The sequence below is a fragment of the Mycolicibacterium tokaiense genome, assembly GCF_010725885.1.
Lineage (GTDB): Bacteria > Actinomycetota > Actinomycetes > Mycobacteriales > Mycobacteriaceae > Mycobacterium > Mycobacterium tokaiense.
This window is the reverse complement of sequence record NZ_AP022600.1, coordinates 2,679,811-2,700,480: the sequence shown is the minus strand read 5'-3', so window position 1 is coordinate 2,700,480 and position 20,670 is coordinate 2,679,811. Positions and strand designations below refer to the sequence as shown.

Annotated in this window: 23 protein-coding genes; 11 read left to right on the top strand and 12 right to left on the bottom strand. The window is 69.0% G+C overall.

Annotation, left to right across the window (positions count from 1 at the left end):
• Positions 1-30: 30 nt before the first annotated feature.
• From G6N58_RS13075 to pdxH, 4 genes are all read right to left on the bottom strand, one after another.
• A complete protein-coding gene (locus G6N58_RS13075; protein ID WP_068915090.1) occupies positions 31-1,341 on the bottom strand; it encodes a citrate synthase in 1,311 nt (436 codons plus the stop codon).
• A gap of 59 nt (positions 1,342-1,400) precedes the next feature.
• A complete protein-coding gene (locus tag G6N58_RS13070; protein WP_232067842.1) occupies positions 1,401-2,069 on the bottom strand; it encodes a TetR/AcrR family transcriptional regulator in 669 nt (222 codons plus the stop codon).
• A 115-nt stretch (positions 2,070-2,184) separates the two neighbouring features.
• A complete protein-coding gene (locus G6N58_RS13065; protein ID WP_068915088.1) occupies positions 2,185-3,435 on the bottom strand; it encodes an MFS transporter in 1,251 nt (416 codons plus the stop codon).
• Complete coding sequence (pdxH, locus tag G6N58_RS13060; protein WP_068919527.1) at positions 3,432-4,058, bottom strand: pyridoxamine 5'-phosphate oxidase; 627 nt, start codon at positions 4,056-4,058, stop codon at positions 3,432-3,434. Before pdxH ends, G6N58_RS13065 begins: the two co-directional genes overlap by 4 nt.
• A gap of 95 nt (positions 4,059-4,153) precedes the next feature.
• On the opposite strand from pdxH, the gene G6N58_RS13055 reads away from it, so the two are divergent.
• The 5 genes from G6N58_RS13055 to G6N58_RS30550 all read left to right on the top strand — a co-directional run bounded on the left by G6N58_RS13055 (position 4,154) and on the right by G6N58_RS30550 (position 8,519).
• The gene (locus tag G6N58_RS13055) at positions 4,154-5,281 is read left to right on the top strand and encodes a citrate synthase 2 (RefSeq protein WP_068915087.1); all 1,128 of its coding nucleotides are present in this window, start codon (positions 4,154-4,156) and stop codon (positions 5,279-5,281) included.
• 51 nt (positions 5,282-5,332) lie between these two features.
• Complete coding sequence (locus G6N58_RS13050; RefSeq protein WP_068915086.1) at positions 5,333-5,782, top strand: VOC family protein; 450 nt, start codon at positions 5,333-5,335, stop codon at positions 5,780-5,782.
• A gap of 45 nt (positions 5,783-5,827) precedes the next feature.
• The gene (locus G6N58_RS13045) at positions 5,828-6,631 is read left to right on the top strand and encodes an ABC transporter ATP-binding protein (protein WP_163908151.1); all 804 of its coding nucleotides are present in this window, start codon (positions 5,828-5,830) and stop codon (positions 6,629-6,631) included.
• A gap of 71 nt (positions 6,632-6,702) precedes the next feature.
• Positions 6,703-7,875, top strand: a complete 1,173-nt coding sequence (locus tag G6N58_RS13040; protein WP_068919526.1) for a YihY/virulence factor BrkB family protein — start codon at positions 6,703-6,705, stop codon at positions 7,873-7,875.
• 101 nt (positions 7,876-7,976) lie between these two features.
• On the top strand, positions 7,977-8,519 hold the full coding sequence (locus tag G6N58_RS30550; RefSeq protein WP_163908149.1) for a chitin-binding protein: 543 nt from the start codon (positions 7,977-7,979) through the stop codon (positions 8,517-8,519).
• Between the two features lie 39 nt (positions 8,520-8,558).
• Here the strand turns inward: G6N58_RS30550 and G6N58_RS13030 are convergent, their stop codons facing one another.
• Both G6N58_RS13030 and G6N58_RS13025 read right to left on the bottom strand, forming a co-directional pair.
• Positions 8,559-10,199, bottom strand: a complete 1,641-nt coding sequence (locus tag G6N58_RS13030) for an FAD-dependent oxidoreductase (protein ID WP_115278413.1) — start codon at positions 10,197-10,199, stop codon at positions 8,559-8,561.
• Positions 10,200-10,203: 4 nt separating this feature from the next.
• Positions 10,204-11,250 (bottom strand): AurF N-oxygenase family protein, encoded by a 1,047-nt coding sequence (locus tag G6N58_RS13025; protein ID WP_068915083.1) that lies wholly within the window; start codon positions 11,248-11,250, stop codon positions 10,204-10,206.
• Positions 11,251-11,445: 195 nt separating this feature from the next.
• Between G6N58_RS13025 and serC the strand changes: the two genes are divergently transcribed.
• Entirely contained in the window at positions 11,446-12,564 is a 1,119-nt protein-coding gene (gene serC, locus G6N58_RS13020; protein WP_115278414.1) for a phosphoserine transaminase, read from the top strand.
• Between the two features lie 104 nt (positions 12,565-12,668).
• Positions 12,669-13,490 carry a septation protein SepH gene (gene sepH, locus G6N58_RS13015; RefSeq protein WP_068915079.1) on the top strand — a complete coding sequence of 274 codons (822 nt, stop codon included), beginning with the start codon at positions 12,669-12,671 and terminating at the stop codon, positions 13,488-13,490.
• Here sepH and G6N58_RS13010 read toward each other — a convergent pair whose 3' ends face one another.
• The 3 genes from G6N58_RS13010 to G6N58_RS13000 are packed head-to-tail and all read right to left on the bottom strand — an operon-like array spanning position 13,491 to position 15,030.
• Positions 13,491-13,769, bottom strand: coding sequence for a DUF2537 domain-containing protein (locus G6N58_RS13010; RefSeq protein WP_068915078.1), 279 nt, complete (start codon positions 13,767-13,769; stop codon positions 13,491-13,493).
• 9 nt (positions 13,770-13,778) lie between these two features.
• Positions 13,779-14,582, bottom strand: a complete 804-nt coding sequence (locus G6N58_RS13005) for a TrmH family RNA methyltransferase (protein WP_115278415.1) — start codon at positions 14,580-14,582, stop codon at positions 13,779-13,781.
• A 16-nt stretch (positions 14,583-14,598) separates the two neighbouring features.
• Positions 14,599-15,030: an Rv0880 family HTH-type transcriptional regulator gene (locus tag G6N58_RS13000; RefSeq protein WP_115278416.1), complete on the bottom strand. Its 432-nt coding sequence runs from the start codon at positions 15,028-15,030 to the stop codon at positions 14,599-14,601.
• 92 nt (positions 15,031-15,122) lie between these two features.
• On the opposite strand from G6N58_RS13000, the gene G6N58_RS12995 reads away from it, so the two are divergent.
• On the top strand, positions 15,123-15,398 hold the full coding sequence (locus tag G6N58_RS12995; protein ID WP_068915075.1) for a DUF2530 domain-containing protein: 276 nt from the start codon (positions 15,123-15,125) through the stop codon (positions 15,396-15,398).
• 28 nt (positions 15,399-15,426) lie between these two features.
• Here G6N58_RS12995 and G6N58_RS12990 read toward each other — a convergent pair whose 3' ends face one another.
• Entirely contained in the window at positions 15,427-16,239 is an 813-nt protein-coding gene (locus G6N58_RS12990) for a DUF3027 domain-containing protein (protein ID WP_068915074.1), read from the bottom strand.
• 178 nt (positions 16,240-16,417) lie between these two features.
• On the opposite strand from G6N58_RS12990, the gene G6N58_RS12985 reads away from it, so the two are divergent.
• Positions 16,418-17,992, top strand: a complete 1,575-nt coding sequence (locus G6N58_RS12985; RefSeq protein ID WP_163908147.1) for an MFS transporter — start codon at positions 16,418-16,420, stop codon at positions 17,990-17,992.
• Positions 17,989-18,483: a DUF2771 domain-containing protein gene (locus G6N58_RS12980; RefSeq protein ID WP_115278417.1), complete on the top strand. Its 495-nt coding sequence runs from the start codon at positions 17,989-17,991 to the stop codon at positions 18,481-18,483. Before G6N58_RS12985 ends, G6N58_RS12980 begins: the two co-directional genes overlap by 4 nt.
• A 22-nt stretch (positions 18,484-18,505) precedes the next feature.
• Here G6N58_RS12980 and G6N58_RS12975 read toward each other — a convergent pair whose 3' ends face one another.
• Positions 18,506-19,276: an SDR family NAD(P)-dependent oxidoreductase gene (locus G6N58_RS12975; RefSeq protein WP_115281548.1), complete on the bottom strand. Its 771-nt coding sequence runs from the start codon at positions 19,274-19,276 to the stop codon at positions 18,506-18,508.
• A 79-nt stretch (positions 19,277-19,355) separates the two neighbouring features.
• On the opposite strand from G6N58_RS12975, the gene G6N58_RS12970 reads away from it, so the two are divergent.
• Positions 19,356-19,895 carry a TetR/AcrR family transcriptional regulator gene (locus G6N58_RS12970; protein WP_115278418.1) on the top strand — a complete coding sequence of 180 codons (540 nt, stop codon included), beginning with the start codon at positions 19,356-19,358 and terminating at the stop codon, positions 19,893-19,895.
• Here the strand turns inward: G6N58_RS12970 and G6N58_RS12965 are convergent.
• Complete coding sequence (locus G6N58_RS12965) at positions 19,892-20,662, bottom strand: deoxyribonuclease IV (protein WP_068915069.1); 771 nt, start codon at positions 20,660-20,662, stop codon at positions 19,892-19,894. The two genes, G6N58_RS12970 and G6N58_RS12965, sit on opposite strands and share 4 nt — an antisense overlap.
• Positions 20,663-20,670: the final 8 nt, after the last annotated feature.

Here is a 20,670-nt window from a genome sequence, read left to right as displayed (position 1 = left end):
TACAACTGTTACGAGCGCAAGAAAGGCAGGTCAGCGCTTGCCCATGTCGAGGTAGTCGCGCTCGGTGTAGCCGGTGTAGATCTGGCGCGGGCGGCCGATCTTGTTGGGCTCGCCGTGCATCTCCCGCCAGTGCGCGATCCAGCCCGGGAGCCGCCCGAGGGCGAACAGCACCGTGAACATCCGGGTGGGGAAGCCCATGGCCCGGTAGATGACGCCGGTGTAGTAGTCGACGTTCGGGTAGAGCTTGCGCTCGACGAAGAAGTCGTCGGTGAGCGCGATCTCCTCGAGTTCCTTGGCGATGTCCAGCAGCGGGTCCGAGACCCCGATCTTGCCGAGGATCTTGTCGGCCTGCTCTTTCACGATGCGGGCGCGCGGGTCGTAGTTCTTGTACACGCGGTGCCCGAAGCCCATGAGCTTCACGCCGTCTTCTTTGTTCTTGACCTTCTTGACGAAGGTCTGGACATCGTCGTCACCGGCCTCGATCTTCTTGAGCATCTCGAGCACCGCCTGGTTGGCGCCGCCGTGCAGCGGGCCCCACAGGGCGTTGATGCCGCCGGAAATGGAGGTGAACAGGTTGGCCTGTGACGAGCCGACCAGGCGCACGGTCGACGTCGAGCAGTTCTGCTCGTGATCGGCGTGCAGGATGAACAGCATGTCCAGCGCGCGGACGATCTCCGGGTCCACCTCGTAGGGCTCGGCGGGGAACCCGAACGTCATCCGCAGGAAGTTCTCGACCAGGGTCAGCGAGTTGTCTGGGTAGAGGAACGGCTGACCCTCGGACTTCTTGTAGGCATATGCGGCGATGGTGGGCAGCTTGGCCAGCAACCGGATGGTGGACAGCTCCACCTGCTTGGGGTCGAACGGGTCCAGCGAGTCCTGGTAGTAGGCGCTCAGCGCATTGACCGCGCTGGAGAGCACCGGCATGGGATGTGCATTGCGGGGGAAGCCGTCGAAGAAGCGCTTCAGATCCTCATGCAGCAGCGTGTGCCGCTGGATCTGGGTGGTGAAGTTCTCCAGCTGCTCGGCGGTGGGCAGCTCGCCGTAGATCAGCAGGTAGCTGACCTCGATGAAGGTGGACTTCTCGGCCAGCTGCTCGATCGGGATGCCGCGGTAGCGCAGGATCCCGGCGTCACCGTCGATATAGGTGATCGCCGACTTGGTGGACGCGGTGTTGACGAACCCACCGTCGAACGTGGTGTATCCGGTCTTGGACAACAGCGAACCCAGGGCGATGCCGTCGTCACCGTCGGTGGCGTGCACGATATCCAGGTCGATCTCACCACCGGGGTACCGCAGAGTGGCGATGTCCTCGGATGAAGTCTGGGAATTACTGTCGGCCACAAGATCCCCTTCTGCGCTCGGCGGCAGCGGCTACGCTGTCTGCCCCTAAAAGGTAGCCGCTACCCCTGAGGCGCGCCTGCGGGGGGTTGTTGGATCGATTGCGAAGCGGCTTCCCAAGGTTGCCAAGTCCGGGTGAACAACTCGTAGGCCGCCTGCACCCGCGACAGCACCACGTCGAGTTCGATGGGCGGCTGACCGGGGCGGCCCAGGCCATTACAGGCGGTGTTCATCACCGCCGTCCAGCTGTCGATCACCAGGTGAACGGCGTCGTGATCGGTGGGCAGGCCCATTCGCTGTGCGGTCTCGACCACCGTCGGGAAGCGGTCCGGGTCCGCACGGAACGGGATCGTCGCCATCGCGAGGCTCGCCGAGGAATTGACGATCTGGATCAGCGCCGCATGCCTGCTGAAATGCGACGAGATCGAGGCCAGGTGAGCACGCAACAGCGCCTCGTATTCGGTGATGCCCTGGGGCTGCGCGGCCAGCTCGGTTGCCACGAACTGGGCGACGTCTTCCACGATGGCCAGGATCACGGCGTCTTTGGTGGGGAAGTACCTGCTGAACGTGCGCGGGGACACCTCGGCCGCCTCGGCGATCTGTTCGACGGTGGTGTTGTCGTAACCCTGGCACAGACACAGCTCCGCGGCCCTGTCCACGAGGGTGCTGCGGGTACGCAGTTTCTTGCGCTCCCGCAAACCTGGAGCTCTGCCGCTCACACCCTCACCCACGCCTGCCATCCTAGCCGCTGACAACGCGAGCTTGGAGCAGACTCGTGTGGGCTCGATGACAGGGCGTGCAAGTTTGGCAAACTTGACATCTCTGGGATTGAACGTCGCGGACCGGTCACACCCGGTAGCGCACGAACGCCGGCACGGCCAGTGCAGCGATCACCACGAACACCACCACCGCCGCTCCCCCGCCGGCAGCGGCGACGGCGGTGCCCATGGTCGCCGCGGCGGAACCGTGCAGCACGTCCGCGATCCGCGGCCCGCCGGCCACCACCACGAGGTACACCCCCTGCAGTCGCCCGCGCAGCTCGTCGGAGGCGACCTGCAACAAGATGGTGTTGCGCAGGGCCGAGGACACCATGTCGGCGGCGCCGCCGACGGTCAGACATCCCACTGCCACCCACAGCAGCACCCCGGCCCGGCCCCCGGCCGCGCCGGCCGCCACCCCGAAACCGACGATCGCCGCACCCCACACGATGATGGCCACCACGACGGCCAGGCCCTGCCGCCGCACCCGCGGCAGCCAGCCCGAGAACACCCCGCCCGCCACCGCGCCGACCGACATCGCCGCGGCCAGCAGCGCCATCGTGGTGCCGCCGTCGACGGGGCCACCGAAACTCTCGTGCGCCATCTGGGGAAACAGCGCCCGTGGCATGCCGAGGATCATCGCGATCAGGTCGACCACGAACGACATCAGCACCACCGTGTTGCCGGCCAGATAGCGGAACCCGTCGAGCACGGCACCGAAGCCCAGCGACGTCGAGGCGCCGTGCGTCGGCGGCATGGCAGCCAGCCGGAACGTCGCCCAGATCGGCAGCAGGCAGGTCACCGCGTCGATCAGGTACAGCGTCGACAGGTCCACCCACGCCAGCAACAGCCCGGCCAGCAGGGGCCCGACGATGGAGCCGAACTGCGTCACGGTGATGTTCAGCGAGGTGGCCGCCGCGATCTGGTCCGAGGGCAGGATGCGCGGGATGGCCGCCGACCGGGTGGGCGAGTTCACCGCGTAGAAGGCCTGCTGAAAAGCCAAGAGGCCCAGCACCACCCAGACGTTGTTCAGCTGCAACGCCGCCTGCGCCCACAGCAGTACCGAGGACAAGGCCAGCCCGCTGGAGGCGATGATCAGCAGCAGGCGCCGGTCCATCGCGTCGGCCAGCGCACCGCCCCACAGCCCGAAGACGATCAATGGCACCAGGGCGAACAACCCGGCCAATCCGACGTAGGCCGAACTCTGGGTCAGTGCGTAGACCTGGACGGGGACGGCGAAGATGGTCAGATTGGCGCCGATGACGGTGGGGATGCCCGCCCACCAGAGCCTGCGGAAGTCGCGATTGCGCAGCGGTGTCGTGTCGGCGAACAGCCTCACGGCTGCAGACGCTCGATCTGCCCGCCTGACACTCGAATCCGGTTGTGCAGCCGGTTTTCCCGGCCCTGCCAGAACTCCACCACCTCGGGGGCGATCCGGTAGCCGCCCCAGTGCGGGGGCGCGGGAACCTCGGCCTCGCCGGCGAAGCGTTGCGTCACCTCGGCCAGCTGCTCGAGCAGCGCCGCCCGGTCGGCGACCGGCCGCGACTGCTGGGACGCCCAGGCGCCCAGCTGGGAGCCGCGCGGCCGGGTGGCCCAGTAGGCCTGGGTGGTCTCGCGGTCGACGACGGTCACCGCTCCCCGGATGTGCACCTGCCTGCCGAGGGCGTACCAGGGAAACGTCACCGCCGCATACGGTGTCGCGGCCAGCTCGTCACCTTTGGCGGAGCCGTAGTTGGTGTAGAAGGTGATGCCGGCTTCGTCGACGTCCTTGCACAGCACGGTGCGGCTCACCGGGTGCCCGTCACGCACCGTGGCCAGCACCATCGCATTGGGCTCGGCCACCCCGGCATTCCGGGCATCGGCAATCCAGTTGCGCAGCAACGCAAGCCACCCGATGTCCAGCCAGCCGGCGTCCAGGTCCGGGCTGCCGTCCTTTTCCACAGACCCGTATTCCACCCGCATGGCCGCCAGGGGTTCACGTTCCGGTTGCACCACGGCGGTAACGCTACAACGCCTCGGTCGAGACACCCGCCACCGCAGGTGCGACAATCGGCGCCATGGCTGAGGTGCCCAAGGATTTTGTGCCCGGTTTGGCGGGCGTCGTGGCGTTCGAGACCGAGATCGCCGAACCCGACAAGGACGGCGGTGCCCTGCGGTACCGCGGTGTCGACATCGAGGACCTGGTGGGTGAGCGGGTCACCTTCGGAGATGTCTGGGCCCTGCTGGTCGACGGCGCCTTCGGCCGCGGCCTGCCGCCGGCCGAGCCGTTCCCGCTGCCCATCCACACCGGGGACGTCCGCGTCGACGTGCAGGCCGGGTTGGCCATGCTGGCACCCATCTGGGGGTACGCACCGCTGCTCGACATCGACGACGAGACCGCCCGCGATCAGCTGGCCCGCGCTTCGGCGATGGCGCTGTCGTACGTGGCGCAGTCCGCCCGGGGCATCTATCAACCGGCGGTACCGCAGCGGGTGGTCGACGAATGCACCACCGTCACGGCACGATTCATGACCCGCTGGCACGGCGATCCGGACCCGCGGCATGTCGAGGCCATCGACGCCTACTGGGTGACCGCGGCCGAGCACGGGATGAACGCGTCGACGTTCACCGCCCGGGTGATCGCGTCCACCGGTGCCGACGTGGCGGCCGCACTGTCCGGAGCCACCGCTGCCATGAGCGGACCGCTGCACGGCGGCGCGCCGGCCCGCGTGATCCCGATGATCGAAGAGGCCGAGCGGACCGGGGACCCGCGGGGGGTGATCACCGGGATCCTGGACCGCAAGGAGAAGCTGATGGGCTTCGGGCACCGGGTCTACCGCGCCGAGGATCCCCGGGCCCGCGTCCTGCGCGCCACCGCCAAACGCCTGGACGCACCCCGCTACGAGGTGGCGGCCGCACTGGAGCAGGCCGCGCTCACCGAGTTGCGGGAACGCCGGCCCGACCGGGCCATCGAGACCAACGTGGAGTTCTGGGCCGCGGTCATCCTTGACTTCGCCAAGGTGCCGCCGTCGATGATGCCCGCGATGTTCACCTGCGGCCGGACCGCCGGTTGGTGCGCCCACATCCTGGAGCAGAAGCGCCTCGGCAAGCTGGTGCGGCCCTCGGCGATCTACGTCGGACCCGAGCCGCGCCGCCCGGAATCGGTGACCGGTTGGGACACGGTGGTGCGCGGCGCGATGATTTAGGGCGCTGCGCGCGGTCGGTATCTGCGTACGTCACCGACCGAAGGAGCCACCATGGCCATCGAAGTTCAGCCCGTCCTTGCCCCGCACCTCGTCGTCGACGGAGCGGCGGCCGCCATCGACTTCTATGTCAAGGCGTTCGGCGCCAGCGAGATGGTCCGGTTGCCCGGACCCGGCGGCAAGCTGGCCCACGCTGCCGTCCAGATCAACGGCTTCATGGTCATGCTCAACGACGACTTCCCGGAGATGTGTGACGGCAACTCCTCCACCCCGGCCGCGCTGGGCGGCACCCCGGTGACGATGCATCTGACCGTCGATGACGTGGATTCCTGGTTCCAGCGCGCCGTCGACGCCGGCGCCACCGTCGTGATGCCGCTGGAGGAACAGTTCTGGGGCGACCGCTACGGCGTGGTGCGTGATCCCTTCGGACATCAGTGGTCGCTGGCGCAGCCGGTCCGCGAGGTCGACATGGCCGAACTCGCCGCGGGCATGGCGCAGCAGTAGCCACCCGGTGACGACGTGTGGTCCTACCTCTAGCAAGCTGGGGGCATGCACCACGTCATCGAACTGAAGGATGTGACCTTCCGGCGCAACGGCAAGCAGATCCTGGATGGCATCTCGTTTGCCGTCGCCGAAGGCGAACGCTGGGCGCTGCTGGGCCCCAACGGGGCCGGCAAGACGACCATCCTGGGGTTCTGCGGGGCCGAGACCTTCCCCACCTCGGGAACAGTCGAGGTGCTCGGCGGGCGCCTGGGCAAGGTCGAGCTGGCGAAGCTGCGCACGGCCATCGGCCACGTGAACCCCCGGCATCCGCTGGACTTCCCCCTCACAGTGCGTGAGGTGGTGCTCACCGGCGTCACCGGCACGATCGACCTGCCGCTGCGGTGGACACCGGATCCCGGCGATCGGGCACGGGTGGATGCGCTGGTGCACACCCTGGGGCTCACCCACCGCGCCGATGCGCGCTGGAACACCTTGTCGCAGGGAGAACGCGGACGGGCGCTCATCGCGCGGGCCCTGATCGCCGAGCCGCAACTGCTGCTGCTGGACGAGCCGTCGACAGGACTGGATCTCGCGGCGCGCGAACAGCTGCTGGAAACCGTCGACGCGCTCTTCGCCGGCCACCCCGCGCTGGCTTCGATCACGGTGACCCATCACCTCGAGGAACTGCCGAGCGCCACCACCCATGTGCTGTTGCTCGCCGAGGGCAGGATCGTCGCGCAGGGTCCGATCGCGTCGACGCTGACCAGCGCGGCCGTCTCGCAGGCCTTCGCCCATCCGGTGGAGGTGCGCTCCGACGGCGGCCGGTGGACTGCCCGCGCAGCGCCGCGAGCCGTGCACGACTCCGTTTAACGGCTCCGGCACGGGGCATCAGAGCTGTCGTGCAGATCAGCTCGGGTCAATATCAGTCGCAGCGTCCCACGGTGGTCCGTAAGGCTCGGCCCTCTGCGCTGTTGGGGGCCTTTGTTGCCGGCGCCGCCTCGGCCGTGCTGGCCGCCCGCCGGCGTTCGGCTGCGCGCTCCGCCGCCGAGCCGGCGTCACCTCGGCAGGAGCCGGCGCCACCAGCGGACGCGCAGCGCCCGGAACCCGACGATCCCCGCAAGCCCGACTCCCCCGCCGACCTGACCACCCCTTCCTGGCGCTACGTCCTGAAGCAGACGGTCGGGGAGTTCGGCCGGGATCAGTGCACCGATCTGGCGGCAGCGTTGACGTACTACGCCGTGCTGTCCCTGTTCCCCGCTCTGCTGGTGGTGGTCTCGCTCCTCGGCGTCATCGGACAGGGACAGCGCACATCGGACACCCTGCTGGACCTGATCGGTGACATCAGCCCGGGTGCGGCAGCCGAGACACTGCGCCAGCCGATCCAACAGCTCGTCGAGGCCCCGTCAGCCGGCTTCGCGCTGGTTGTGGGCTTGTTGGCGGCGGTGTGGTCGGCGTCGGGCTACGTGGGCGCGTTCGGACGGGCGATGAACCGGATCTACGAGGTGGACGAGGGCCGACCTGCGGTGAAGCTGCGCCTGCAGCAGCTGATGCTGACGTTCGCCAGCCTGATCGTGGTGGCGTTGGTGGTGCTGATGCTCGCTGTCAGCGGGCCGGTGGCCGAGGCCGTCGGCGGACTGCTCGGCGCCGGCGACACCGCCGTGTCGGTGTGGAACATCGCCCGCTGGCCGGTGCTGTTGCTGCTGGTGATCCTGGGTGTCGCCCTGCTGTACCACGCCAGCCCCAACGTCGAACAGCCGCGCTTCCGCTGGCTCAGCGTCGGGGCGGCGATCGCGATCGTGGTCTGGGTGGTGGCGTCCCTGGGATTCGGTGTCTACGTCGCCAATTTCGGGAGCTACAACAAGACCTTCGGCGCGCTGGCCGGGGTGATCGTGTTCCTGCTGTGGTTGTGGATCACCAATCTCGCCCTGCTGTTCGGAGCCGAGCTGGACGCGGAGCTCGAGCGGGGACGGCAGCTACAGGCCGGCATCGCCGCGGAGTCCGACCTACAGCTGCCGCTGCGGGACACCAGCGCCATCGAGAAGACCCGCGCCAGCGAACACCGCACCCGGATGCAGGGTCGCAAGCTGCGCCGCACCCGGGGACACCGGAGCTGACGGCGCGCTGCATCAGCAGGGCCTCAGCAAGCCGTGGGCAGACTCATAGATACGCTATCTATCGTCGGGAGTGGATCGGGGAGCTCGAAAGGAGTGACACGATGTACCACCGCACGACGACGGACAACCTCAAGCGAGCTGCGCTGGTGGCCATCACGACCGCCGGCATCGGACTCGGCGCGCTCGGTATCGGCCCCGCGCTGGCGAATGCCGCGCCCCCCGGAGGTGGCTGCCCCGGCCCGGCGTGTGTACAACCGCCCGGAGCACCTCCGGGTCCCGGCGGCCCTCCTGGACATCCGGGGCCTCCCGGGCCGGGTGGACCCGGACGTCCCGGACCCGGCGGACCCTGGGATGGACCCGGTCCGCATGGCGGGCCCGGCGAGTTCGGCCCGCCTCCTCCCCCACCGCCATCCGCGGCCGAGCCCGGCCACTGGGGGTTCCGCGGAGCACCGTGGGGTGAAGGTCCGGCGCCGTGGGGCTGGGGTCCGCCGCCCCGGCCGTCCTGGGATCGCCCCCTACCGCCGCCGGGCGGTTACTGGAACGCCGGCGCGATCAACTACTGGGGTTACGACGTGACCCCCGTGTGGAACCCAGGGTTCAACCAGTGGGGGTTCTGGCTCTTCGGAGCCTGGATCGCCCTGTGAGGCAGGCGGGGGTGGTCGGCGGCGGCCACCCCCGCTTCGTCACAAGCGCAGCTTCTGCAAAATTCGTTGCCGCACAGACGGTTCCGGGGCACGTGCGGCCACTGTCAGCATGTCCTCGACCGTCGTCACCTTCACCCGGGGTCGACCCGACTGCTGGCCCGCGGCCCGCTCGGCGGCGTCGATGGCCCGCCAGCCGGCCACGTCGACGACCCGCGGCTGCCTGCTGCGCACCAGGTCTGCGACATCCTTGGTGTCCGGATCGCTCAGCGCGCCGCGGTTGTAATCCTCGACCAATTGCTCGACGGTCTGCATCGCGCAGGACTTGTTGGTACCGATGAACCCGGTGGGGCCCCGCTTGATCCAGCCTGCGACATAGACCCCGGGGGCCACCCGACCCTGCTCGTTGGGCACCACCGAGGCGGCCTCGTCGAACGGCAGCCCGTCGATCGGCTTGCCGCGGTAGCCGATGGACGTCAGCACCAGCCCGGCTTGCGTCACTCCCCTGTCGGCGAATTCGACACCGGCAGCACGGTTCTCCCCGACCACACGCGACGGCGTACAGCCGTAGGCGAACCGGATCCGCGGCCGTGTGATCGGGGCGGCACTGTCATCGAGCTTGCCCAGGATCTCCAGTTTGGCGCGCGTCAGCGGGTCCTGGTCGGCGGCTAGATCGCGCTGCACCCACTCCCGGTCGGAAGCGCCTAGGACCACCTGGTTGGTCGCGGTCAATCCGATCAGCTCCGGCAGGGTGAACGCCGAGGCAGCCGGGCCCCGGCGCGCCGCGATCACCACCTCCTGCACCATGGAATCGCGCAGCACTGCCAGTGCGTGGTCGGCGATGTCGGTGCGCGCCAGCTCGTCCGGGTCGGTGGTCAGGATGCGCGCGACGTCGAGCGCGACGTTGCCGTTGCCGATCACCACCACCCGTTCGGTGCTGAGATCCACTGGCAGCGAAGCGAAGTCGGGGTGGCCGTTGATCCAGGCGACCAACTCCGTGGCCGTCGCGGTTCCGGGCAGGTCCATCCCCGGGATGTCCAGGCGGCGGTCGTTCGGAGCGCCCACCGCGTAGAGCACGGCGTGGTGACGAGCCATCAGATCCGCGTGCGTCACGTGGGTGCCGACCTCGACGTTGAGGTACATCGCGAACCCACGCTTGCGGGCGATCCGGTCGAACAGCGCGGTGACCTGCTTGGTGCTCTGATGATCCGGGGCCACACCCGCCCGTACCAGACCGTAAGGCGTGGGCAGCTTCTCGAACATGTTGACCCGCACACCCGGCTGGGTGAGCAGCTCGTCGGCGGCGTACATGGCCGCCGGGCCCGAACCCACGATGGCAACCATCAGGGGTTGGCGGCGCGTGCGCACCTCCGGTGCCGGCAGCACCGGGGCCAGCTTGGACGTGGGCGGCACCTTCTGCCCCGGCGGCCTGGGCGGGTAGAACGCGGCGTTGAGTTCGATGAAGGGCAGCTGCTCCGGCGTCAACTTCGAATCCGGGGCGATGGCCCCGACCGGGCACGCGCTGACACAGGCGCCGCAGTCCACACACGCATCCGGGTCGATGTAGAGCATCTCGGCGGTGGCGAAGCCCGGCTCATCCGGCGACGGATGGATGCAGTTGACCGGGCACGCGTAGACACAGGACCCGTCGCTGCAACACGACTGGGTGACGACATGCGGCATGGGCTCAGGCCGGCACGGACTCGGGGCGCTCGGCGGGCAGATGGGCTCGCTGGGGCTCGCTGCGGTAGCGCGACGGAGCGCCGTCGATCTTGCACAGCTTCCAGATCAGCCGGGCCACCGGATTCATCAGACCCGTCTCCTCGCAGAGCATCCGGACATCGCCGAACATGTCGCGCAGGAACTGGCGCGATTCCGGCTTGCCGAAGAAGACGTCCTTCTTCACCGACCGCGGGATGTCGAACTCCTGCCAGAACGCCTTGGGCGGCACCACGATGGCCTGGCAGAGCACGCGCATGATGATCGGCACGTGCAGCGAGAGCCAGAACCGCTTGCGCGGCCGCATGTGCGGAACCCGCTTCTGCAGGTACTCATGGGCGAAGGAGATGTGCCGCGCCTCCTCGGCCACGTGAATGGCCATCACCCGCTCCATGATCGGATGCAGCGACTTGCCTTCGCGCAGCACGTTCTTCTGGGTGTGGTCGATGGGCTCCTCGCCGGCGAGCACACCGAAGAAGAACATGACGGGCAATGGGCCGGCGGCCAACGGGATCAGCTGCGAGAGCCATTTGAGCATGCGCGGCATGCCGGGGACATCGGCGCCGATCCGGTTCACCATCTCCTGGAACATCATGGTGTGGTTGCACTCTTCGACCGACTCGTGCAGGCAGTAGCGGTACTCCGGTGAACCGTTGGGCAGCCAGAAGGCGTAGTTCATCAGGCCACGGATCAGGATGGACTCGAAGTGCAGACCCACCTTGGCGACATTGGCCTGACGCCACATGCCGATCTCGATCTGGCGATCGCGGGGTTGGGCCTGGTACCAGGGGTGCTTGCCCAGCGGGTCGGTGCCCGGCAGGATCCAGCGCTCGTCGTCCGGTACCACCGCGAACTCCGGGGAGTCCCAGTTGATGTCGGTGTACGGGTTGAAGTTGCGCCGCACCGACCCCTCGGACAGTGTGGTGAGCAGATCCACGTACCGCTGATCGTCGCGGACGTCCATGTTCTTGCGCCACCGGCGGATGACGCGGGTCCGAGCAGTCTTGACAGCCATTCGAAATCCTCCGTGAGGTTTACATTCGTACGCTCGCTGTACAACAACAGTACCCGCGGTCCCAGGTTTCAACCAGGACTTTGTTCGTAGTGTGTGCCAGCCCGGTTATCTGCATCACATGTGACTTGGATCACCTGTATCCGTACGGCGAATACCGCAAACCAGGGCTGACCGGGGACCGCATAGGCTTGCGGCATGGCTGAGCAGCTGACGATCCCCGAGGACCTCAAACCCGCCGACGGACGGTTCGGGTGCGGTCCGTCGAAGGTGCGTCCCGAGCAACTGCAGGCACTGGTGAGCAAGGGCGCCGAGTTGTTCGGCACCTCGCACCGGCAAGCGCCGGTGAAGAACCTGGTGGGGCGGGTGCGCGACGGCGTACGCGCCCTGTTCTCGGTGCCCGACGGCTATGAGGTGATCCTGGGCAACGGCGGCTCCACCGCGTTCTGGGACGCAGCAGCATTCGGGCTGGTCAACGAGCGCTCCCTGCACCTGACCTACGGCGAATTCAGCGCGAAGTTCGCCTCCGCGGTGGCCAAGAACCCCTTTGTCGGAGACCCGCTGATCATCAAGGCCGATGCCGGCAGCGCGCCCGCTCTGACCGCCGACCCCTCGGCCGACGTGCTGGCGTGGGCGCAGAACGAGACGTCCACCGGGGTGGCCGTCCCGGTGGCACGGCCCGCCGGATCCGGCGACGCCCTGGTGGTCATCGACGCCACCTCCGGCGCCGGCGGCCTGCCCGTCGACATCACCGCCACCGACGCCTACTACTTCGCGCCGCAGAAGAACTTCGCCAGCGACGGCGGCCTGTGGCTGGCCGTCATGTCCCCGGCCGCGCTGGCGCGTGTCGAGTCCATCGCCGCCTCGGGCCGGTGGGTGCCGGAGTTCCTCTCGCTGCCCATCGCGGTGGACAACAGCCTGAAGAACCAGACCTACAACACCCCCGCCATCGGCACGCTACTGCTGATGGCCGAGCAGTTGGACTGGCTCAACGGCAACGGCGGGCTGGACTGGGCCGTCGCCCGCACCGCCGACTCATCGCAACGGCTGTACTCCTGGGCCGAGAAGACGGCCTACACCACCCCGTTCGTCGCCGACCCCGCGCTGCGCTCTCAGGTGGTGGGCACCATCGACTTCACCGACTCCGTCGATGCCGCCGCCGTCGCGAAGATGTTGCGCGCCAACGGGATCGTCGACACCGAGCCGTACCGCAAGCTGGGCCGAAACCAGCTGCGGGTGGCCATGTTCCCAGCCGTCGATCCCGAGGACATCTCGGCGTTGACGCAGTGCATCGACTGGGTGGTCGAGCGAATCTAGCGTTCCGGTTCGGACACCACCCGCGTGTCCTCCCGGCGTGGGCCGCGAACTGCCGTAAGGTGCCTGATACTCGGGCCCGGCGCGGTGGCCCCAAGGAGGTCGGCATGCGAGATCTGAAGGTCGTCGGACTCGATGTCGATGGACGGCACATCCTGCTCGAAGACGATGATGCACGGGGTCCGGCGGACACCTACCGGCTGCGCATCAACGACAAACTGCGCGCGGCCGTGCGCGGCGACAAGGCCCGACTGGAGCAGACGCAGATGGACATCGAAGTCACCAGCGTGCTGCGCCCCAAGGACATCCAGGCCAGGATCCGGGCCGGCGCGTCGGTCGAACAGCTCGCCAAGAGCGCGGGCGTCGAAATCTCCCGCGTCGAGCGCTTCGCGCACCCGGTGCTCCTGGAACGGGCCCGGGCAGCCGAACTCGCGGGCGCAGCGCACCCGGTGCTGGCCGACGGCCCCTCGGTGCTGACCCTGATCGAGACGGTCACCACGGCGTTTGTGGCGCGGGGCCTGAGCACCGAAGCCAGCAGCTGGGACGCCTGGCGCAACGAGGACGGCCGCTGGACAGTGCAACTGGCGTGGAAGGCCGGGCGGTCGGACAACCTGGCGCACTTCCGGTTCACCCCCGGCGCGCACGGCGGCACCGTCACCGCCGTCGACGACGCGGCCCAGGAACTGGTGAACCCCCACTTCGAGCGGCCGCTGCGCTCGGTGGCGCCGTTGGCACAGCTCGACTTCAGCGCCGTCCCCGCTCCCCCGGCAGCGCAGCCCGCGGCATCCGAACCCGAGCCCACTGCCGAACCCGAGGCCCCGGCGCCGGAGGAACCGGCGCAGCGCCCGGCCCGCGCCCGCAAGGCCAAGCCCACCATTCCCGCGTGGGAAGACGTCCTGCTGGGTGTGCGCTCCAGCGGCGATCGCTGATCAGCCGACCCCGGACGCCACCAGACCCACCAGCGACAACCACGCCAGCGTCACCCCGACGCCGGCACCGAGGGCGAACCAGCGCACCACCGGTTTGTGCCGCCACCCCCAGACCGTGGGGGCCAGGCCACCGACCGCCACCAGGTTCAGGCCGACCGCCAGTAGCACGTGCACCCGGATCAGACCCAGGCTCAGCACCACCACCGCGGCAGCGGTGACGGCAGCAACGAAGGCGGCGACAGTCAGTCCGGTGCCCCAGGGCGTCGAGTCGTCGGTCACGCTGGGAGCTTAGACCCGGGCCCGCTCGTAGAAGGCCAGCGCCGCCGCGGTGGCGACGTTCAGGGAATCGGTGCCGCGTGCCATCGGGATGCGCACCCGCACATCGCTGGCCCGCATGGTCGACTCGCGAAGGCCCGGCCCCTCGGCGCCCACCAGGATCGCCACCCGGTCCTGCGCCAGCTCCGGCACGGCGTCCGACAGCGTCAGCGCCCCGGCGTCCGGCGTCATGGAAAGCAGCCGAAATCCGTTGTCGCGCAACATCATCAGATCACCTGGCCAGTGCTGCGCCTTGGCAAAAGGCACCAGCAGGGCATGGCCCATCGACACCCGCACCGCCCTGCGGTACAGCGGGTCGGCGCACCCCGCGCCGAACACCACCGCGTCGACGCCGAGTCCGGCCGCATTGCGGAAGATCGAGCCCAGGTTCTCGTGGTCGTTGACGCCCTCCAGGACGGCGACGGTGCGGGCCCCGTCGATCACCTGCTCCACGCTGAGCTCAGGCGCTCGCCGCGCGGCGGCCAACACCCCCCGGTTGAGGTGGAAGCCGACCACCTCGGCCATCACCTCCGCACTCGCGCAGTAACAGGGCACGTCGACGCCCTCGAGGTCGGCGGCCAGTTCGTCGAACCGCCGCGACGTCCCCAGCAACGCGTGTGGAGAAAACCGCGACGCCAGCATGCGCTGGGCCACCAGCACACCCTCGGCGATCACCAGTCCCTTGCCGCTGGGCAGATCGGGCCGGCGATCGATGCTGTTGAGGTCGCGGAAGTCGTCCAGCCGCGGGTCGGCGGGGTCGGTTACATCGATCAGCATCGCTGGGTGCGGGCGCTCACGCGCTTTCTTCGACGATGGCCGACATCAGGTCGGCCGCGCGCTTGAGGGTCACCCGCTGATCATGGTCGAGTTCGGCGAGCTTGCGCTGCAACCACTCCTGGCTGGCGCGCCGCTCGGATTCCACCAGGTCGACGCCTGCGTCGGACACCGACACCAGCACCTGCCTGCCGTCCACCGGATGGGCATTGCGGGCCACCAGACCCAGCTCGGCCAGCGAGGCCACCACCCGCGTCATCGAGGGCGGACGCACCCGTTCGCGGACCGCGAGCGCGCCGGGCGTCATCGCGCCTTCCTTGTGCAGGGTCGCCAACGCCGACAGCTGTGACATCGACACCGGCGACTCCGGGCGACGGAACCGCAACTGGCGGGCCATCCGCACGATCGCGAGCGACAGGTCACTGGCCAGACGGGTATCGACGTCCTTCACATCGCAAACGATACGACAGGGGGCACAAAATGGTCGGGCAAAGCCCCTCGAGCCGCGTCACGCACCGCTGCAGTCGACTAGTTTGGACCGCGATGCCCACCGATCAGCCGGCCGCTCCGCAGCCGCCGCCTCTGCCCCCGGGACTCCTGGAGCCCTGGCGGGTGATTGCCGTCGGGGCGCTGGCCTGGACGGTGGTCACAATCGCCTCTTTCACCGTCGCTGCCCTGCACGAATGGCGTCCGATCGCCCTCGCGGGCCTGGCGGTCGGTGTGGTGGGCACATCGATCTTCCTGTGGCAGCGCAGCGCGGCGCGGCGCGGCGCGCGGGGTGCGCAGACCGGTCTCGACATCGGCGAGCACCGCAGCTGAACTCGCGGCCGGCAAACGCTGCGGACGGTCAGGACTGAGCCGGCGCCGGATTCTGCGCGATGTCGATCTGGCCGTCGTCGTACGGATCGAACTGCGGCGACCCGGCGCCCGCGGGGGCCGGGGTGTCCGAATGCGCACCGCAACCGTAGGACCAGTCGACCACGTGCCCGTCGGCCGCCAGTTCGTTGGCACACACCCCGAACATGGGTCCCAGCGCCCCGGCCAACGGCAGGTAGAAGCCGCAGTCGCGGCACACCCGCTTCGTCGACCGGGCCATCGCCGAGTTCGGTCCGAAGTCGCCGTCATGCCAGCGCTGGGCCGCGTCGTCTCGACCGAACTGACCGAGCACCTGGCGCCGGCCCAACCCGATCTCCGCCGCGGTCTCGTCGATCGCGGGATCACCGCTGAGCAGGAACCCGGGCACCAGCCGCGGGTCATCCGCGGGCGGCGCCAGCAGATCACCCGGGCTCAGATCACCGGGACGCACCCGCTGGTCCCACGGCACCCACTGCGGCGCCAGCAACGCCGTCGGGCCCGGAACCAGCACCACTTCGCTGATCGTGGCGTGCTCGGCGCCAGGGTAGGCAGCCACCACCACGGCCCACTGCCAGCCGCGGTAGCCCGGCAGCTCGGCCAGGAAACGGTGGGTCGCCGAGGAGGGGTCCTCGTGCGTGACGCCGAGGTATTCGCCGACAGCGCCGTCGCCGGCTTCCTGGACCGCCGCCCGCGCGAGGTCGACGGCGCCGGTGAGCAGCGCGCTCAGCGGCCCCGATGCCGGCTGGTCGTCGGCCGGGATCTGGGTGGTCTCCGTGGTCTCGGTGGCTTCGGTCATGCTGTCCATCGCCACTCATAGTGCCCGAACCAGCCCACCGGAGCCACACCGGTAAGCCATCCGGTGACACGGACACCCATGAGGAACAATCGAGCCTGTGTCAGAGCGGCGGCATGACGGACCGCACCAGGGGCGTGACCCCGGTGCGGATGGCCGACGGCGCCCGGGTCCCGACGAGCATCCCGGGATGGCCAACTACCCGAGCGACGAACCGGCCTACCGCCGGGCCCGTCGCGCCGCGCCGACGCCCAGCGCCAACCGCTATCTGCCGCCGCTGGGTGAGGAAGCTCCTGAAGCGCCGCCGGCCGATCAGTCGCAACGGCGCACCGATCCGGCCGACCGCATCACCGTCACCCGGGCCGCGCGCCAGCGCAGCCGCGAGATGGGCTCGGCGGTATACGGGCTGGTCCACCGGGCCGCCACCGCCGACGGCGCGGACAAGTCCGGCCTCACCGCACTGACCTGGCCGACGGTGGCCAACTTCGCCGTCGACGCCGCCATGGCCGTCGCGCTGGCCAACACCCTGTTCTTCGCCGCCGCTTCCGGCGAGAGCAAGGGCAAGGTGGCGCTGTACCTGCTGATCACCATCGCCCCGTTCGCCGTCATCGCCCCCCTGATCGGTCCCGCGCTCGACCGACTGCAGCACGGCCGGCGGGTGGCGTTGGCCTTGTCGTTCGGCACGCGCACGGCGCTGGCGCTGCTGTTGATCGCCAACTACGACAGCGCCACCGGCAGCTTCCCCTCCTGGGTGCTGTACCCCTGCGCCTTGGGCATGATGGTGCTCTCCAAATCCTTCTCGGTACTACGCAGCGCCGTCACCCCCCGGGTGATGCCACCCACCATCGACCTGGTGCGGGTCAATTCCCGCCTCACCATGTTCGGGCTCCTGGGCGGCACCATCATCGGAGGCGGGATCGCCGCCGGGGTGGAGTACGCCTGCACCCGGCTGCTCGGCGCGCCAGGAGCCCTGTTCGTGGTGGTGGGCGTGAGCCTGGCCGGCGCCTGGCTGGCCATGCAGATCCCCAGCTGGGTCGAGCAGACCGCCGGCGAGGTGCCCGCCACGTTGAGCTATCACGACCACAGTGGTGCGTCCCCGCGGGCCCAGGCCCCCACCGGCGCGCTGAGGCAACCTCTGGGCCGCAACATCATCACCTCGCTGTGGGGCAACTGCACCATCAAGGCCATGGTCGGATTCCTGTTCCTGTATCCGGCGTTCGTGGCGAAATCGCATGACGCCAGCGGTCTGGAACAGCTGGCGATGCTGGGCCTCATCGGCGCCGCGGCCGGCATCGGCAACTTCGCCGGCAACTTCACCGCCGCGCGGCTCAAACTCGGCCGGCCCTCGGTGCTGGTGGTCCGGTGCACCATCGCGGTCTCCGCAGCCGCGCTGGCCGCCGCCATCGCCGGATCGCTGCCGGTGGTGGCCGTGGCCGCGCTGATCACCTCCGGCGCCAGCGCCATCGCCAAGGCGTCGCTGGACGCGTCGCTGCAGGACGATCTGCCCGAAGAATCGCGGGCCTCGGCGTTCGGCCGGTCGGAATCGGTGCTGCAGCTGGCCTGGGTCTTCGGCGGGGCCATCGGGGTGCTGGTCCACACCGAGCTGTGGGTAGGGTTCACCGCGATCACTGCCCTGCTGATCCCGCTGCTGGCCCAGACCATCGTCAGTTTCCGCGGCAACTCGCTGATCCCCGGCTTCGGTGGCAACCGGCCGGTGATGGTCGAACAGGAGACGGTGGATCACACGGTGGTGACCTGGAAGTGAAACGGACGATCGCGGCGGCCACCGCCGCGGCTGTGGTGCTCGCGTCGGCGGGTGCCGGCACGGCGGCGTGGGCACTGGTGCGCGATGAAGGCGGCCACGGACTGCCGGAGATCAGCGCGTTCACCGGCGGGCAGCTGACCCGGGTGGGGCCGTTCCTGTACTGCAACGTGCTGGACCTCAACGACTGCGCGACGCCGCAGAGCCAGGGCGAGCTGCGGGTCACCGAACGCAACCGCGTCCAGCTGGCGGTGCCCGAGGCCATCGCCGCGGCGCCGTGGCGGCTGGTGGTGGTCTACGAGGACGCCGACAACACCACCATCAGCACATTCCGCCCCGACAGCCGGTTGTCGGCAACCATCCCGACAGTTGATCCGCAGCGCGGCCGCGCCACCGGGCTGGCGGTGCAGCTGCTGACGCTGGTGACCGACGGCAGCGACGAGATCCGCGAGGTCCCGCACGCCGAGTGGTCCATCCGCTTCGTCTGGGAGTGACCTCCCGGCGCGCGCCCCGCGCTCAGACCTTGTGCCGCATCATCTTCTCGGCCACCCGCAGACCGAGGCGCTTGGGCAGCACCCGGGTCGCCACGAGGGCCGCCGCGGCATTCCTCCGACCGTCCACCACCGACGGTGCCGAACCGGCCAGTGCTGCCCACGTGGTGTCGACGACCTGCGCCGGCGACCGTTTGCGATCGGTCGGAGTCGTGTTCATCGGGGTGTCGGTATCTCCCGGTGACACCGCGAGGATCCGCAGTCCATGGCGCCGGTTCTCCTCCGACACCGCCTCGGTGAACGCCAGCACATAGGCCTTTGATGCCCCGTACGCCGCCAGGTGGGGCATCGCCTGGTACGCGGCCAGGCTGGCGACGTTGATGATGGTCCCGCTGCCTGCTGCCCGCATGCGAATGACGGCTGCCCGGGTCAGCAATGTGAGCGCCGTGATGTTCACCTCGATCATCTGCTGTAACGCACCCGCATCGCTGTCCGCCAGGTCGCCCTCCGGAGAGACGCCGGCGTTGTTGACCAGGTGGTCCAGCCGGGCCAGGCCGAAGGTCAACAGATCCACGAGCTTTGCCACGTCGGTGCTGTCGCTGAGGTCGGCAGGGTGGACGTCGACGTGGACATTGTGGCGCCCGGTCAGCTCGGCAGCCAGCGATTCGAGTACCTGGCCGGAGCGGGCGACGAGAACGAGGTCGAAACCCTCACGTGCGTATCGGCGGGCATAGTGCTCGCCGATGCCGGAGCTGGCTCCGGTGACGACGGCGACGGGGCGGGACTTCTCGGTCATGATGATTCCTTTCGGCGGCACTGTCAGCTTAAACGGATAACTAATCCGTTCGGATCGATATTCCGATTAGAGTGGTCGAATGGCCCCATTGCGGAGCGACGCGGCACGCAACCACGCCCGGATCCTCGATGCCGCACGCAGCCTCGCCGGCAACGGCGAACCGTTGGCGCTCAATGCCGTTGCCCGCGCCGCCGAGGTCGGAGTCGGCACCGTCTACCGACACTTCGCCACCACGTCGGAACTGGAGGAAACACTGGTCTGGGACCGGTTCGACGACCTCGCAGAGATCTTGGACAGCACCGGCCCTGACCATCTGGAGCGCGCGCTCACCGCAGTCTTCACGCTGCTGGCGCAGGACCCGGTGTTCGAGGCCGTGACCTCACGCCCGCAGCCCGCCCTGGAACAGACCGCAGCCCGTCAGCAGGAACTTCTCGAACGCCTGGCCCAGGTACTCGACCACACCCGGGCCGCGGGTGCACTCAAGGAGGGGATCGACGCATCGGCGGTGCTGATGTTGATGTGCGGGCTGGCACATTCGGTGCGTAACAACGGCGTCGATGCGGGCGGTCCGCAGGCTCGGATGCTGCTGCGAGTGGTATTCGACGGGCTTCGCCCTTAACGGGCGCGCGTCCGCAGGTACTCCAGGTCCGCCGCGATGCCCTCGCCGGGGGTCTCGATGATGACGTCACTGCCCGCGGCGCGGCAGATGTCGGCGATGACCTGCGAGTCGAACGTGCCCGCATCGAAGTTGGCGTGCCGGTCGGCACCGGAGTCGAACCCGTCGCGGGAGTTGTTGGCGTGGATCAGGTCGATGCGGCCGGTGATCGCCTTCACCCGGTCGACGATGTGATCCAGCTCTTCGCCCCCGGCCCAGGCATGGCAGGTGTCGAGTACAAACCCGGGCTCGTACTGGCCCACCGCGTCCCACAGCATGGCCAGCCGGTCGAACTTGCGGGCCATCGCGTTCTCGCCGCCCGCGGTGTTCTCGATCAGGATGGGCAGGGGGAATCCGCCGGCCTCCTCCTGCCGCTCGAACGCCTTGCGCCAGTTCTCGATACCGACGGCGGGATCATCCTTGGCGGTGACGTGGCCGCCGTGCACGATCAGGCCCTTGGCGCCGATGCCTGCGGCGGCCTCGGCGTGCTGCAGCAACATCTTGCGGCTGGGGATGCGGATCTTGTTGTTCGTACTGGCCACGTTGATCAGATACGGCGCATGGATGTAGATCGTGACGTCGCTGTCGCGCAGCGCCTCGGCGTGCGGGTGCGGCGGCGGCTTCTTCCAGCCCTGCGGGTCGCCCATGAAGAACTGCACGGCCTCGGCGCCGATGGCCTGGGCCGCGCTCAAAGGGTCAGCCGAATCGACGTGTGCGCCTAACAGAGCCATGCGGTCAG

Coding starts and splice junctions, on each gene's coding strand:
- pdxH (WP_068919527.1), bottom strand. CDS start 4,058: ATGCGGGTGGAATACGGGTCTGTGGAAAAGGACGGCAGCCCGGACCTG.
- G6N58_RS13055 (WP_068915087.1), top strand. CDS start 4,154: ATGGCTGAGGTGCCCAAGGATTTTGTGCCCGGTTTGGCGGGCGTCGTG.
- G6N58_RS13050 (WP_068915086.1), top strand. CDS start 5,333: ATGGCCATCGAAGTTCAGCCCGTCCTTGCCCCGCACCTCGTCGTCGAC.
- G6N58_RS13045 (WP_163908151.1), top strand. CDS start 5,828: ATGCACCACGTCATCGAACTGAAGGATGTGACCTTCCGGCGCAACGGC.
- G6N58_RS30550 (WP_163908149.1), top strand. CDS start 7,977: ATGTACCACCGCACGACGACGGACAACCTCAAGCGAGCTGCGCTGGTG.
- G6N58_RS13030 (WP_115278413.1), bottom strand. CDS start 10,199: ATGCCGCATGTCGTCACCCAGTCGTGTTGCAGCGACGGGTCCTGTGTC.
- G6N58_RS13025 (WP_068915083.1), bottom strand. CDS start 11,250: ATGGCTGTCAAGACTGCTCGGACCCGCGTCATCCGCCGGTGGCGCAAG.
- serC (WP_115278414.1), top strand. CDS start 11,446: ATGGCTGAGCAGCTGACGATCCCCGAGGACCTCAAACCCGCCGACGGA.
- sepH (WP_068915079.1), top strand. CDS start 12,669: ATGCGAGATCTGAAGGTCGTCGGACTCGATGTCGATGGACGGCACATC.
- G6N58_RS13005 (WP_115278415.1), bottom strand. CDS start 14,582: ATGCTGATCGATGTAACCGACCCCGCCGACCCGCGGCTGGACGACTTC.
- G6N58_RS12995 (WP_068915075.1), top strand. CDS start 15,123: ATGCCCACCGATCAGCCGGCCGCTCCGCAGCCGCCGCCTCTGCCCCCG.
- G6N58_RS12990 (WP_068915074.1), bottom strand. CDS start 16,239: ATGGACAGCATGACCGAAGCCACCGAGACCACGGAGACCACCCAGATC.
- G6N58_RS12985 (WP_163908147.1), top strand. CDS start 16,418: ATGGCCAACTACCCGAGCGACGAACCGGCCTACCGCCGGGCCCGTCGC.
- G6N58_RS12975 (WP_115281548.1), bottom strand. CDS start 19,276: ATGACCGAGAAGTCCCGCCCCGTCGCCGTCGTCACCGGAGCCAGCTCC.
- G6N58_RS12970 (WP_115278418.1), top strand. CDS start 19,356: ATGGCCCCATTGCGGAGCGACGCGGCACGCAACCACGCCCGGATCCTC.
- G6N58_RS12965 (WP_068915069.1), bottom strand. CDS start 20,662: ATGGCTCTGTTAGGCGCACACGTCGATTCGGCTGACCCTTTGAGCGCG.